The sequence below is a fragment of the Micromonospora sp. WMMD714 genome (assembly GCF_029581315.1).
In the GTDB taxonomy this organism is placed as follows: Bacteria; Actinomycetota; Actinomycetes; order Mycobacteriales; family Micromonosporaceae; genus Micromonospora; species Micromonospora rifamycinica.
The window spans coordinates 6,768,877-6,783,012 of the sequence record NZ_CP120744.1 but is presented as its reverse complement, the minus strand read 5'-3'; the positions used below and the strand labels follow the sequence as shown (position 1 = coordinate 6,783,012).

The window sequence follows — 14,136 nt, the reverse complement described above, 5'->3', positions numbered from 1 at the left end:
CGCCCGCTGGCTACGGTGTGCCCATGCGTGCCGTCGCCGCCCGCCCGTACCCTGTCGCCCACCGGGTGCGGACGGTCCTCGTCTGGGCCGGGGTGGGCCTGTTCCCGGTCGTGGTGCTGTTCGCGTCGACCGTCGGCACGGGTGGTCCGCTCCTGCCGGTCCCCACCCCCGACGGGAGCGTGCCGGGGATTCCGCTGCGCTACCTCGCGCCGATGCTGGTGGTGCTGCTGCCCGCCGCGCTGCTGGGACGCCGTCCGCTGCTCGCGCTGGGGCTGGCCCTCGTCGGGGCCTGCACGGTGACCGTGGCGACGAACGCCTGGGAGAACGGCTACCTGTCCGCCGTCTGGTACCTGCAGTTCCTCGTCATCGATGCGATGGTGGGGCTGGTCGCGACACGCTTCCCGGGCCGGATCGCGGTCCCCGCCGCCGCCGTGGTGCTCGTGCTGCAGGTCACGGCGGGTTTCGTCAACTCAGCTACCGGCCCGGTCGACCGGGCCACCAGTTCGGTGCTGCTGGTGGTCGCCGCCGTGGTGGCCGGCGGGGCGGCGCGGGCCCGCCGTCGGCACGCCGAGGAGTCACGCGCGCACACCGCCGTCGAGGCGGTCACCGCGGAGCGGCTGCGGATCGCCCGGGAGGTGCACGACATGGTGGCGCACAGCATCGGTGTCATCGCCATCCAGGCGGGTGTCGGCGCCCGGGTCATCGACACCCAGCCGGGGCAGGCCCGGGCCGCGCTCGCCGCCATCGAGCAGACCAGCCGGGACACGCTGGCCGGGCTGCGGCGTACCGTCGGGGCGCTGCGTCACCCGCAGCAGGCGGAGGCGTCGCTGGACCCGCCGCCCGGTCTGGCGGACCTGGACCGGCTGGTCGACGTCGCCGCCGACGCGGGGGTCCGGGTGGCGGTACGCCGGGAGGGTCCGCCCCGACCCCTGCCCGGGGAGGTCGACCTCGCCGCCTACCGGATCGTGCAGGAGGCCCTGACGAACGTCGTGCGGCACGCGGGCGTCGACCGGTGCCGGGTCACCCTCGACTATCTGCCGGACGGGCTCCGGGTCGAGGTGGTCGACGCGGGCCGGGGCACTCCGCCCGGCGGTGTGGGCGCCGGGCACGGCATCCTCGGCATGCGGGAACGGGTGACGCTGCTCGGGGGCCGGTTCGCCGCCGGGCCGCGCCCGGAGGGCGGCTTCCGGGTCGCGGCCCGCCTGCCGGCCGACGGCGGACGGGTGAGCGCCGGGGCCGAGGGGTGAGCATCCGGGTGCTGCTCGTCGACGACCAGCCGCTGGTCCGCGCGGGTCTGCGGGTGCTGATCGCCGACGCACCCGACATCGAGGTGGTCGGTGAGGCCGGCACCGGCACGGAGGCGGTCCGGCTGGCCCGGGACGTGCTGCCCGACGTGGTGCTGATGGACCTGCGGATGCCCGGGACCGACGGCATCACCGCCACCCGGGCGATCACCGCCGCCGGCGGCCCGACCCGGGTGCTGGTGCTGACCACGTTCGACGACGACGCGCACGTGCACGGCGCACTGCGTGCCGGGGCGAGCGGATTCCTGGTCAAGGACATGGCCCTGGACGACATCCTCGGCGCGGTCCGGGTGGTCGCCGCCGGTGACGCCCTCATCGCTCCGGCGGTGACCCGCCGGCTGATCGCCGAGTTTGCCCGCCGCCCCGACCGGGCCGCCCAGCCGCGCCCCCTGCCCGGGGTGACCGAGCGGGAACGCGAGGTGCTGACCCTGGTCGGTCGGGGCTTGTCCAACGCGGAGATCGCCGCGCACCTGTTCATCAGCGCGGCCACCGCCAAGGCCCACGTGGCCCGGCTGTTCACCAAGCTCGGCGCACGGGACCGGGTGCACCTGGTCATCGCCGCCTACGAGGCCGGGCTGGTCCACCCCGCGCACCGTGACGACCGTGACGCGGAACGCGGCTCCTGACCCGCCGGGGCGACGGCACGCCACCGGCCGGCCCGTCCGGCGTCGGCGCCGGTCCCCGACGCCGGTCGGGGTCAGCCCGGGTCGAGCCGGCGTCGGCGCTCCGCCCGCCACCACTGGTACGCCAGCACCGCGCTGGCGATCAGCCCGAGGCCGGCCGGGGCGGCGGCGTACCAGTTGATGCTGCCGGGGGAGCTGGCCGCCGCGCCGATGGCGGCGTAGCCGAAGGCGGTCGGGGCGGAGGCCAGCACGCTGCCGACCAGGAACGGCAGCACCCGCGCCCCGGTGGTGCCGTAGCCGTAGCTGACCAGCCCGAATCCGGCGATCGGCAGCATCCGTACGGTGATCACGCCCAGCACGCTCTGCCGGGCGAACCAGCCGTCGAGCCGGGCCAGCCGGCCGCGTACCCGTTCGGCGACGAACTCCCGCCCCAGCACCCGACCGACGGCGAAGCCGAGCGCGGCGGCCAGCAGCGCCGCGCCGAGCGCGTACGCCGCCCCCTCCAGCGGGCCGAACACGGCCCCCGCCACGAACGTGACGAAGGTACGCGGGACCAGCGCCACCAGCAGCAACGCCCCGACGACGATCCCCGCGACCGGCGCGTACCCGCCGAGGGCGTCGGCCAGCCGGGGCAGCTCGCCGACGTCCGGCCGGGGCGCCACCAGCAGCAGCACCGCGAACCCGGCCAGCATGACCAGCAGCAGGACGAACCGACGTGCCGACGGCTGACCGAGCAGCCGCCGGACGGCGGCGATCACGGGTGGGCGGCGGGCGTCACGGGCGGGCGGCGGCGGCCACCGCGGCGCGGCGCTCGGTGCGCAGCCGTTCGGCCCAGGTGTCGTCCAGCGGCGGGAGCTGGTGCGCGCCGGTGGCCCAGCGCAGCAGCAGATCGGCCAGGGCCGGGTTACGGGCCAGCGCCGGCCCGTGCGAATAGGTGCCCAGCAGCTTGCCCCGCCAGGCGCCCTCGGTGACGCCGTCGTTGCCGACCCCGGCGCTGACCCGGGCCAGCGGCGACACGCCGGGGCCGAGGTGGGTCCGACCGCCGTGGTTCTCGAAGCCGGAGAGCGCCGGCACCCCCAGCCTCGGGTCGATCTCGCCGGCCAGCTCGCCGACCGCCCGGGTCGGACCCCGGTCGGAGGAGAGGTCGAGCAGCTCCAGGCCGGCGCAGCGGGTGCCCTTGGCGAAGAAGGAGCTGCCGAGGAGCTGGTAGCCGGCGCAGACGCCGAAGACCACCGAGCCCTGGGCGACGGCCCGGTGCAGGCCGCCGTCGGCGAGCAGCCGTTGCGCGCCGAGCGCCTGCGGGCCGTCCTCGCCGCCGCCGAGCAGGTAGATGTCGGCGGTGGCGGGCAGCCGCTGGTCGGAGCGGACCTCCAGCACCTCGACCGGCATCCCGCGCTGCTGCGCCCGGCGGGCCAGGATCAGCAGGTTGCCCCGGTCGCCGTAGGTGGAGAGCAGGTCGGGGTAGATCCAGACGATACGCAGGCTCTCAGTTGACACGGTCCAACTCCGCTCGGATGTCCTGGAAGGCGGTGTAGTTCGCGATGACCTCCAGCCGGCCCGGCGGGACCGCCCGGACCGCCTCGCCGAACGCCCGGACGTGCTGGAACGGCACCCCGTTGACGTCGAGCCGGACCGCCAGGTCGTACGCCCGGTCGCCGGTGATCAGCACCTGCCGGCCGCGCAGCGGGGCGAAGTCGACGTCGAACAGCCAGGAGGTGTCCAGCCCGTCGGGGTCGCGGGCGTTGATGGAGAGCAGGGTGGGCGCCTCGTCGGCCATGTCGAACGCCTCCAGCCAACTGGCCGGGTTCTTGGCCAGCAGCAGCCGGATGTTGCGCCCGTCCCGGTCGACCTGGGCGTACCGGCCGGCGACCGAGGTCACCGTGTGCAGCCGGGACACCGCGTCGACGGGGCGTACCCCGAACTCGGCGGCGACGGCGAGGGCGGTGGCCGCGTTGCCGAGGTTGACCTTGCCGGGGAGCTGGAGGGTCACCTTGTGCCAGGCCCCGGTGGGGTCGAGCACGCCGTCGTCCTCCACCGTCCACTGCGCTTCCGGGCGGCGCAGCGGGCAGCCGGAGCACCACCACTGCTCACCGGAGCGCTGGATGGTGGAGCCGCACTCCGGGCAGACCCAGGAGTCGTCGTGCCAGCGTTGCCCGGCGCTGAACCAGGTGACGTGCGGCGGGCGGACGCCCCGTGCGGGGTCGGCCGGCGGGGTGGCGGCCCAGACCACCATCGGGTCGTCGGCGTTGGCGACCACCCGTACGTCGGTGTGCCGGACCAGCGCGGAACGCCAGAGCTGCGCCATCATGGCGACCTCCTTGGCCCGGTCGAGCTGGTCGCGGGAGAGGTTGAGCAGGGCCACCACGTGCGGCTCGGTGGCCTCCAGCACCTGCGCGAGGTAGTGCTCGTCGACCTCCAGCACCGCGTACGGCGTGCTGCCGGCCTTGGCCAGCGCCGAGGTGTGCCCGGTGGGCATGTTGGCGCCGAAGGAGTTGGTGGCGACCCGGCCGAGCACGCCGACGGCGGCGGCGCTGAGCCGGGTGGTGGTGGTCTTGCCGTTGGTGCCGGAGATCAGCGCGATGGCGCGTCCGGCCGAGAGGTGGGCCAGCAGGTCCGGGTCGATCTTCAGGCCGATCCATCCGCCGATCACCGAGCCGTCACCCCGGCCGGCGGCGCGCGACAGCGCCGCGGCGGTCCTCGACACGGAGCTGGCCACCTTCGCCCGCAGGGGCATCTTCGCGTCCGTCACCCGAGCGAGGTTACCGGACCCCCGCGCCCGCCAGATCGCCGCCGACGGCGAACCGTTCGGTCGGGGTGGGCCGGGCGTCCGGTCGGCGCGGGCTCCACCGGACGGGGTCGATCGATGTCGGGTAGCGGACCCGGCCCGGCGGCGCTCCGCCCCTCCACTTCGCTCCACCGGCTCTGACGTGCGGTTTTGCCCGCGACAGCGACGCGCCGCGCGGGCGAATCTGGTTGCAGGTGGAGGGAAGTGGAGTAGAGTGGGGCGCATTGGTGAGGCCGGGAGGGCCCACCGGCCCGGGGGGTCAGCGGCGCCGCGAACGCCGCTCAGGGCGAGGGGGTAGGGCCGATGTTCCTCGGCACGCACACCCCACGCCTGGACGAAAAGGGCCGGTTGATCCTTCCGGCCAAGTTCCGGGACGAACTGGCGGGGGGTGTCGTGATCACCAAAGGGCAGGATCGCTGTCTCTACGTCTTCCCCACGTCCGAGTTCCAGCGGATCGCCGACCAGTTGCGCGCGCAGCCCATGACGAACAAGGCGGCCCGGGCCTACAGCCGGGTCTTCTTCGCCAGCGCGCACGACGAGGTCCCCGACAAGCAGGGCCGGGTCACCATCCCGGCCCACCTGCGGTCCTATGCCGCGCTCGACCGGGATCTGGTGGTGATCGGGGCGTCCACCCGGGTGGAGATCTGGGACCGGACGGCCTGGGAGAGCTACCTCGCCGAGAGCGAAGACGACTTCGCCGACATCGAGGAGGGGGTGCTGCCCAGCGGTCTGTAGGGCGTGGCGACGCCCGACGTACTGCGAGATCTCCAGCCGCTTTCGAGTTCCTGGCGCCCCTTCCCCGGTGCCAGGGGCACGATCTCCCTCCCGGGTCGACGACCCGGAGCCGGAGCGGGAGCGGATGGGGATCTGGCGGTACGACGGCACGGCGTCGTCCGACGGCAGAGCGCGACACGTAAGAGCAGGTATTCCACAGTGGGGGTCGACATGGGGGAGCTACGCGGCACGCACGTGCCGGTGCTGCTCGAGCGGTGTCTCGAGCTGCTGGCCCCCGCGCTGGACCGGGGCGGCCGGACGGTCCACGTCGATGCCACGCTGGGCCTGGCCGGGCATGCCGAGGCGGTGCTGGAACGGCATCCGCACACGGTGCTGATCGGCCTGGACCGGGACACCGAGGCCCTGGCGCACGCCCGGGTCCGGCTGGCCCGCTTCGCCGACCGGATCCACCTGGAGCACGCCGTCTACGACGAGTTGCCCGAGGTGGTGGCCCGGCTGGGCTATCCGGTCATCGACGGGGTGCTGTTCGACCTGGGCGTCTCCTCGTTGCAGCTCGACGCGCCCGACCGCGGGTTCGCCTACGCCCAGGACGCGCCGCTGGACATGCGGATGGACCAGACCCGGGGGGTGACCGCCGAGGAGGTGGTCAACACCTACTCCCACCCGGATCTGGCCCGGGTGCTGCGGGTCTACGGCGAGGAGAAGTTCGCCGGCCGGATCGCCTCGGCGATCCTCCGGGAGCGTGAGCAGGGGCGGATCACCTCCTCGGCCCGGCTGGCGGAGCTGGTCAGGGAGAGCATTCCGGCACCAGCGCGACGAACCGGGGGACACCCGGCCAAGAGAACGTTTCAGGCTTTACGGATCGAGGTAAACAGGGAACTGGCGGTGCTGGAGAAGGCGCTGCCGGCTGCCCTCGACACGCTCGGCGTGGGCGGTCGCATGGTGGTCCTGTCCTACCACTCGCTGGAGGACCGGCTCACCAAGCAGGCGCTCGCCGACCGGGTCCGCAGCAAGGGCCCGGTCGACCTGCCGGTGGAACTGCCCGGGTCGGGTCCGACGTTCCGACTGCTCAGTCGGGGCGCCGAACTCGCCGGGGAGGAGGAGGTCACCGCGAACCCGCGGGCCGCGTCGGTGCGGTTGCGGGCCGCGGAGCGACTCGACCCGGCCACCGGGCCGTCGGGGCGGACCGACCGCGAACGGTCCCGCCGACGGGTCAGGGCGATGCACCAACCGGGAACGGGGTCGACAGCGGGTTCCACAGTGGATCCGGTGGGGGCGCCGGGGGACGGCAGGACGGACGAACAGGGGGAGGGGACATGAACGTCAACAAGCGCGACGGCCGCGACGCGGTCGTCGGGCAGCGCGCACCGCGGTCGGGGGGCCGGACCACGGCGCAGCGCACGGCCCGTACCACGATGCCGGCGGACCTCGCTGGTCGACAGGGGGAGGCTCGCCGGGGGGCGCGCGCGTTCCCCACTCAGGGCAGCGCCGCGCTGCGACCGGCCGAGCAGCCGGCCACCCGGACCACCACCACCGGCACCGGGTCGCCCCGGCTGCGGGTGGCGCCACCGCCGCCGGTCCGGGTGCCCCGGGCACCGTTCGCCGCGCTGATCGTGGTGCTCGTGGTCGGCGGGGTGCTGGGCATCCTCGCGGTCAACACGAAGATCAACGAGAACGCCTTCAAGCTCCAGCAGCTCCAGCAGCAGCAGGCCCGGCTCGACGTCGACCAGCAGCAGTTGGAGAAGCAGATCGAGGAGGCCAAGGAGCCGGGCAACCTGACCGCCCGGGCCCGCAAGCTGGGTCTGGTGGAGGCCGGCGAGCCGGCGTACATCCGGCTGCCGGACGGTCGGCTGATCGGCGTGCCGCAGCCGGCCGACGGGCAGCCGGCGATCACCAGCCAGCAGGGCAACGGGGGGTAGCACCCGTGCCGCCGAGATCGGACGAACCGCGCCGGGACGCCACGGGCTCCCGGCGCGGTGCGGTTCGTGGTGGGGCCGCCCGCGCCGGCGAGCCGCGAGCCGGGCAGCCCCGCGCCGGCGAGCCGCGAGCCGGGCAGCCCCGCACCGGGGAACCCCGGACCGGGCAACCCCGGGGCGGCGAGCCGCGCACCGGCGACCCACGGCCGGGGGAGTCCCGGGGCGGGGACACCGGCGGGATCTCCGACGCGCGGGCGTACACCCCCCGGGGCCGCACCATCCGGGAGAGCAGCGAGGACCGGGGCGGGCAGCGGCGCACCCCGCGCGCCGGCCGCTCCGGCGACCCGTTCCGCCCCGCCCTCCAGGTCCTCGACGGCGGTCGGGCCGCCGCCAACCGGAGCGGCCGCCGGGAGGCCGCGCCGACCGGTCGTACCGGCGTCATCCGGACCGTGCCGCCGCGCGTCGCGCCCGACGACGACGAGTTCGCCGAGCCGCCCGCCCCGCGCCGCCGGCCCGGCCGCAGCGTCCCGCGCCGGGGTGACCCGCCCGGTCGCGGCGCCCCACGCCGCACCGAGACGCCCCGGCGTACCGACCGACCGGCCGGGCGACGGCCGGTGCGCAAGCCACGCCGCCCGCCGAAGCTCGCCGAGCCGCGTCGCCGGCTGCGACTGGGCACCGTGCTGGTGCTGGCGATCTTCGCGGTCATCGGCATCCGGCTGGTCGTGCTGCAGGCCGTGGACACCCCGGCGTACGCCGGCGGCGGCGTCGACAACCGGCTCACCCGGATCGACCTGCCGGCCCCGCGCGGCTCGATCCAGGACCGCACCGGCGCCCCGCTGGCCCGCAGTGTCGAGGCCCGGTACGTCTTCGCCGACCCCACCATGGTCAAGGACCGCACCGAGACCGCGAAGCTGCTCTCCCCGCTGCTCGGCGTCCCGGTCTCCGAACTGGCCGACAAGATGAAGCGTCGGGGCAACCTCCAGTTCCGCTACCTGGCCCGGGGCGTCGACGTCGCGCAGGCCAAGCAGATCGAGGCGCTCGACCTCGCCGGCATCGGCACCCACCGCGACGAACGCCGCGAGGTGCCCGGCGGTGACCTGGCCGCCAACCTGGTCGGCTTCACCAGCCAGGACATGGACGGGCTGGAGGGCCTGGAGGCCCGCTACGACGACCTGCTGCGCGGCCAGGACGGCCGGCGGGTGTACGAGGCGGGGCTGGGCGACCTCAACGCCCCCATCCCCGGCGGCTACAGCCAGACCACCGCCCCCAAGCCGGGCAGCTCGCTGGTGCTCACCATCGACCGGGACCTCCAGTTCCAGGTGCAGCAGATCCTCAGCCGGCAGATGGCACAGACCCGGGGCGCGATCGGCGCGGCGGTGGTGCTCGACGTCAAGACCGGCGACGTGCTGGCCCAGGCGAGCAACCCGACCTACAACGCGGCCTCGCCGGAGCAGAGCCGACCCACCGACCGGGAGGACGCCGCCTCCAGCTTCGTGGTCGACCCGGGGTCGGTGCACAAGGCGATCACCTACGGCGCGGCGTTGCAGGAGGGCGTCATCACCCCGGACAGCGCCTGGCCGGTGGCGAACAGCATCACCCGGGGCGGGGTGACCTTCCGCGACACCCATCCGGCCGAGGGCAAGAAGTTGAGCGTGGCCGGGATGCTGGCGTACTCGTCCAACGTCGGCACCATCGAGATCGGCGACCGGCTCGGCCGGGACCGGCTGATCGACTACCAGAAGCGCTTCGGGCTGGGGCAGCCCACCGGCGAGGGGATGCCCGGCGAGGCGTCCGGCCGGCTGCTCCCGGCCGAGCAGTGGAGCGACTCGTCGTACGGGTCGGTGCCGATCGGGCACAGCGTCGACGCCACCCCGCTGCAGATGGCCGCCGCGTACGCCACCATCGCCAACGACGGCACCTACGTCCAGCCGCACCTGATCAAGGAGGTGGTCGGGGCGGACGGCAGGCGCACCCCGGCCGCCGCGCCGGTCACCCGGTCGGTGCTCAGCCCGAGCAACGCCGCCGCGCTGCGTACCCTGCTGGAGGCGGTCACCACCGTCGACGACGCGACCGGCGTGGCCGCGGCGGTGCCCGGCTACCGGATCGCCGGCAAGACCGGCACCGGGCTGCGGTACGCCGACGGCAAGCAGCAGCCGGGCGAGGTGGGCTCGTTCATCGGGATGGCCCCCGCCGAGGCGCCCCGCTACGTGGTGGCGGTCTTCGTGTGGAACCCCGAGGGCGGTGGCGGCGCGGTCGTCGCCCCGGCGTTCCGCGAGATGATGGGCTTCACGCTGCGTCACTACCGGGTTCCGCCGTCGCGCGGGAAATCCCCCAACTTCGAGGTCTTTCCGCGCTGACCGGGAACGGCGGGACATCATCGGTGAGTGCCGACGAACCACCGGGGCGGCTGTGCGGCCGGAACCGGACGACCGGGTAGGGTCTGACGCCGTGCCCGGCAATCCACGCCCCCGTACCGTGCCCGGAGTCCGGCTCGGCGACCTCGCCGACCGGCTCGCCGTAGCGCCGCCGGCCGACGCCGCCGAGCTGGTCGTGACCGGGGTGACCCACGCCAGCCAGGAGGTCCGCCCCGGCGACCTGTACGCCGCCCTGCCCGGTGCCCGTCGGCACGGCGCGGAGTTCGCCGCCGGGGCCGCCACGGCCGGCGCGGTGGCCGTGCTGACCGACCCGGCCGGCGCGGCGGCGGCCGGCGCGACCGGGCTGCCCGTCCTGGTGACACCCGATCCCCGGGCCGTGCTGGGCGAGCTGGCCGCCGCGGTCTACGGCGACCCGACCGACGGGCTCACCGTGATCGGGGTGACCGGCACCGCCGGCAAGACCTCGACGGCCTACCTGATCGAGTCCGGGCTACGCGCCGCCGGTCACGTCACCGGCCTGATCGGCACCGTGGAGACCCGCCTCGGCGACCTGGTGATCGACAGCGTCCGGACCACTCCGGAGGCCACCGACCTGCACGCCCTGCTCGCCGCCGCCCGCGAGCGCGGGGTGACCGCGGTGGTCATGGAGGTGTCCAGCCACGCCCTGGCGATGGGCCGGGTGGGCGGGGTCCGGTTCGCCGTCGGCGGCTACACCAAATTCGGCTCCGACCACCTCGACTTCCACGCCGACGCGGCGGACTACTTCGCCGCCAAGGCCAGGCTCTTCGACGGGCGCTGCCGGGTCGAGGTGCTCAACCACGACGACCCGGCGCTGCGCCCGCTGTTCCGGCCGGCCACGGTCAGCTACTCGGCGGCCGGCGACCCGACCGCCACCTGGTGGGCCGACCGGGTCGGCGGCGAGGGCTACGCCCAGCGGTTCACCGCGCACGGCCCGGACGGCCTGGAGCTGCCCGCCGGGGTGGCGCTGCCCGGCCGGCACAACGTGGCCAACGCGCTGCTCGCGGTGGCCAGCCTGGTCGCCACCGGGGTGGACCCGGCGACCGCCGTCGCCGGGGTGGCCGCCTGCGGCGGGGTGCCCGGCCGGCTGGAACTGGTCAGCGGGGACGCCCCGGTGCGCGGGGTGGTCGACTACGCGCACAAGACCGATGCCGTGGTGGCCGCCCTCGCCGCGCTGCGCGGCACCGGCACCGGTCGGCTGATCTGCGTCATCGGCGCCGGTGGCGACCGGGACCGGGGCAAGCGCCCGGTGATGGGCGCCGCCGCCGCCCGGGGGGCCGACGTGGTGCTGGTGACCGACGACAACCCGCGCACCGAGGACCCGGCGGCGATCCGGGCCGAGGTGCTGGCCGGGGCGTACCGGGCGGACGCCGGTGCCCGGATCGTCGAGGTGCCGGGCCGGCGGGAGGCCATCGCCGAGGCGGTCCGGCTGGCCGAGCCGGGGGACGTGGTGGCGCTGCTCGGCAAGGGGCACGAACGCGGTCAGGAGATCGCCGGCGAGGTGTACCCGTTCGACGACCGCACCGAGCTGGCGGAGGCGCTGCGCGTCCGCTTCGGCGACCTGGCGGGTCGACGGTGATCCCGCTGAGCCTGGCCGAGGTGGCCGCGGCGGTGGGCGGCCGGCTGCACGCCGCCGACCCGGACACCCGGGTCACCGGCCCGGTCGAGTTCGACTCCCGCAAGGTCGCCGCCGGGGCGCTCTTCGTGGCCTTCCCCGGCGAGCGGGTCGACGGGCACGACTACGCCGCCGGTGCGGTCGCCGCCGGTGCGGTGGCGGTGCTCGGCACCCGGGAGCTGCCCGGGGTGCCGATGGTGCTGGTGGACGACGCGCTGGCCGCGCTGGGTCGGCTGGCCCGGGCGGTGGTGGACCGGCTGCCGGGGCTCACCGTGATCGGGCTGACCGGATCGTCGGGCAAGACCACCACCAAGGACCTGATCGCCCAGCTCGCCGTGCGGCTCGGTCCGACGGTGGCCCCGCCCGGGTCGTTCAACAACGAGCTGGGCCACCCGTACACCGCCCTGCAGGCCACCGCGCAGACCCGGTACCTGGTGATGGAGAAGGGAGCCCGGGGCGTCGGGCACGTCCGTTACCTCTGTGACGTGGTGCCGCCGCGGATCTCGGTGGTGCTCAACGTCGGGGTGGCGCACCTGGGCGAGTTCGGCTCGGTGGAGAACATCGCCCTGGCCAAGGGGGAGCTGGTGGAGGCGCTGCCGGCCGACGGGCTGGCGGTGCTCAACGCCGACGACCGGCTGGTGGCGGCGATGGCGTCGCGCACCGCCGCCCGGGTGGTCCGCTACGGCGAGTCGGCCGACGCCGACGTGCGCGCGGTGGACGTGACCCTGGACGGGCGGGGGCGGCCGGCGTACACCCTGCTGACCCCGGAGGGGACCGCCCCGGTGCGGCTCGGCCTGACCGGCCGGCACCAGGTCTCCAACTCGCTGGCCGCGGCGGCGGTCGCCCGGGAGCTGGGCATGCCGCTGGCCGAGCTGGCGGCGGCCCTGGGCGAGCTGGGGCTGGTCTCCACCCGCCGGATGGACGTCTTCACCCGGCCGGACGGGGTGACCGTGATCGACGACTCGTACAACGCCAACCCGGCCTCGACGGCGGTGGCGCTGCGGGCGCTGGCCGGGATGCACCGGGGCGGGCGGACGTTCGCCGCCCTGGGTTACATGGCCGAGCTGGGCGAGTACGAGGACGAGGGGCACCGGGAGGTCGGCCGGCTCGCGGCCGAGCTCGGTGTCGACCGGCTGCTCGTGGTGGGTGAGCCGGCCGCGCCGATCCACGAGGGCGCGACAGCGGTAAGTGACTGGGGAGGAGGGTCGGTGCTGCTCACCGATCAGGCGGCGGCCGTCGAGGTGCTGCGCAGCGAGCTACGACCGGGTGACGTCGTCCTGGTGAAGGGCTCCCGGTACCGCACCTGGGAGGTGGCCGACGCGCTGCGTGCCGACGGCGAGGGTGCCGGGGCCGGCGCGGGGGGTGCCGCGTGAGGGCGGTCATCGTCGCCATCGGGGTGGCGTTCCTGGTGTCGCTGCTGGCCACGCCGCTCGCGATCAAGGTGTTCGCCCGGCTCAAGGCCGGTCAGCCGATCCGGTCGAACCTCGGGCTGGCCAGCAACGAGGGCAAGAAGGGCACGCCGACGATGGGCGGCGTGGTGTTCATCCTGGCCACGGTGATCGCCTACGTGGCCGGTCACCTCGCCCTGACCACCCTGCCGGACGCGCAGATCGCCCAGGTCGAGCCGACCATCACCGCCCTGGTGCTGCTGGGGCTGATGGTCTTCTCCGGCGCGGTCGGCTTCATCGACGACTTCCTCAAGGTGCGCAAGCGGCACAGCGGCGGGCTCAACAAGCGCGGCAAGCTGTTCGGGCAGATCCTGGTCGGGGCGGCCTTCGGGGTCGTCGCGCTCTACTTCCCGAGCAGCATGACCGACGCCAGCGGGGCGACGACCAACACCGAGACGGTGGGCAGCACCACGCTGAGCTTCATCCGGGACATCCCGGCGCTGGAGATCGGCAAGGTCGCCTCGGTGATCGTGATCATCATGGTGGTGATGGCGGCGACCAACGGGGTCAACCTCACCGACGGCCTGGACGGGCTGGCCACCGGCGCCTCGGTGATGGTGCTGGCCGCGTACGCGCTGATCGCGTTCTGGCAGTACCGGCACTGGTGCGCCGACCCGACGTACACCGCCAACCCGGACAACTACTGCTACGCCGTCCGGGATCCGCTGGAGATCGCGTTGATCGCCGGGGCGGCGGCCGGGGCCTGCGTGGGCTTCCTGTGGTGGAACACCTCGCCCGCCCGGATCTTCATGGGCGACACCGGTGCGCTGGGCCTCGGCGGCCTGATCGCCGGGATGGCGATGTCCACCCGGACGGTCCTGCTGCTGCCGATCCTGGGCGGGCTCTTCGTGATCATCACGATGTCCGTGGTGATCCAGATCATCTCCTTCCGCACCACCGGCAAGCGGGTCTTCCGGATGTCCCCGCTGCAGCACCACTTCGAGTTGGCCGGCTGGAGCGAGGTCAACATCGTGGTCCGCTTCTGGATCATCGCGGGCATCGGGGTGGCCATCGCGCTGGGCCTGTTCTACAGCGACTTCCTGGCCAGCATGGGCTGACCCCGGGCACCGGGGCGGTCCCGCGACGGGTCACCGCCCCGGCCCCCGGCCGGGGTTCCCCCTACCCGAGGGGCACCCGATCCGCATTTCGACACGCCGACCGGCACGAACGGCCGGAACCAGCCGCCCGTAGCGGCGATGATGGGCGGGTGGGGGAGGACCGAGGCACCAGCACCGGCACGACGACCCAGACCCAGCCGCGGCGGGTCGCGGGCTCGGGGCGTACCACCGACCCGCCAGCAGCGCTGGCCGGGCTGGG

The 14,136-nt window shown here is 74.8% G+C and carries 12 protein-coding genes; 9 read left to right on the top strand and 3 right to left on the bottom strand.

The genetic code is table 11. The annotated features are described in order from the left end of the window. Nucleotides 1–23: 23 nt before the first annotated feature. Nucleotides 24–1,247, top strand: a complete 1,224-nt coding sequence (locus O7625_RS28795; RefSeq protein WP_282342976.1) for a sensor histidine kinase — start codon at nt 24–26, stop codon at nt 1,245–1,247. Next, nucleotides 1,244–1,930 (top strand): response regulator transcription factor, encoded by a 687-nt coding sequence (locus tag O7625_RS28790; protein ID WP_282342975.1) that lies wholly within the window; start codon nt 1,244–1,246, stop codon nt 1,928–1,930. Before O7625_RS28795 ends, O7625_RS28790 begins: the two co-directional genes overlap by 4 nt. A 71-nt stretch (nt 1,931–2,001) precedes the next feature. On the opposite strand, the gene O7625_RS28785 is transcribed toward O7625_RS28790, so the two are convergent. From O7625_RS28785 to O7625_RS28775, 3 genes are read right to left on the bottom strand one after another with little or no spacing between them, the layout of a single operon-like run. Then, nucleotides 2,002–2,685, bottom strand: coding sequence for a VTT domain-containing protein (locus tag O7625_RS28785; RefSeq protein ID WP_282342974.1), 684 nt, complete (start codon nt 2,683–2,685; stop codon nt 2,002–2,004). Between the two features lie 16 nt (nt 2,686–2,701). Beyond that, the gene (locus tag O7625_RS28780; protein ID WP_067301824.1) at nt 2,702–3,424 is read right to left on the bottom strand and encodes a glutamine amidotransferase; all 723 of its coding nucleotides are present in this window, start codon (nt 3,422–3,424) and stop codon (nt 2,702–2,704) included. After that, complete coding sequence (locus tag O7625_RS28775; RefSeq protein WP_282347126.1) at nt 3,414–4,661, bottom strand: MurT ligase domain-containing protein; 1,248 nt, start codon at nt 4,659–4,661, stop codon at nt 3,414–3,416. The genes O7625_RS28780 and O7625_RS28775 overlap by 11 nt, the downstream gene beginning before the upstream one ends. Nucleotides 4,662–5,015: 354 nt before the next feature. Between O7625_RS28775 and mraZ the strand changes: the two genes are divergently transcribed. The 7 genes from mraZ (at nt 5,016) to mraY (ending at nt 13,877) form a co-directional block, all read left to right on the top strand. Continuing rightward, complete coding sequence (gene mraZ, locus O7625_RS28770) at nt 5,016–5,447, top strand: division/cell wall cluster transcriptional repressor MraZ (RefSeq protein WP_282342973.1); 432 nt, start codon at nt 5,016–5,018, stop codon at nt 5,445–5,447. A gap of 210 nt (nt 5,448–5,657) precedes the next feature. Next, complete coding sequence (gene rsmH / locus O7625_RS28765) at nt 5,658–6,767, top strand: 16S rRNA (cytosine(1402)-N(4))-methyltransferase RsmH (RefSeq protein WP_282342972.1); 1,110 nt, start codon at nt 5,658–5,660, stop codon at nt 6,765–6,767. Beyond that, nucleotides 6,764–7,366 (top strand): hypothetical protein, encoded by a 603-nt coding sequence (locus O7625_RS28760; protein ID WP_282342971.1) that lies wholly within the window; start codon nt 6,764–6,766, stop codon nt 7,364–7,366. The genes rsmH and O7625_RS28760 overlap by 4 nt, the downstream gene beginning before the upstream one ends. Nucleotides 7,367–7,371: 5 nt before the next feature. Beyond that, a complete protein-coding gene (locus O7625_RS28755; protein WP_282342970.1) occupies nt 7,372–9,720 on the top strand; it encodes a penicillin-binding transpeptidase domain-containing protein in 2,349 nt (782 codons plus the stop codon). Nucleotides 9,721–9,772: 52 nt separating this feature from the next. Next, nucleotides 9,773–11,335, top strand: a complete 1,563-nt coding sequence (locus tag O7625_RS28750; protein WP_282342969.1) for a UDP-N-acetylmuramoyl-L-alanyl-D-glutamate--2,6-diaminopimelate ligase — start codon at nt 9,773–9,775, stop codon at nt 11,333–11,335. Beyond that, entirely contained in the window at nt 11,332–12,744 is a 1,413-nt protein-coding gene (murF, locus tag O7625_RS28745; RefSeq protein WP_282342968.1) for a UDP-N-acetylmuramoyl-tripeptide--D-alanyl-D-alanine ligase, read from the top strand. Before O7625_RS28750 ends, murF begins: the two co-directional genes overlap by 4 nt. Further along, nucleotides 12,741–13,877, top strand: a complete 1,137-nt coding sequence (gene mraY / locus O7625_RS28740; RefSeq protein WP_067301809.1) for a phospho-N-acetylmuramoyl-pentapeptide-transferase — start codon at nt 12,741–12,743, stop codon at nt 13,875–13,877. The genes murF and mraY overlap by 4 nt, the downstream gene beginning before the upstream one ends. The last annotated feature ends 259 nt before the right edge of the window (nt 13,878–14,136 follow it).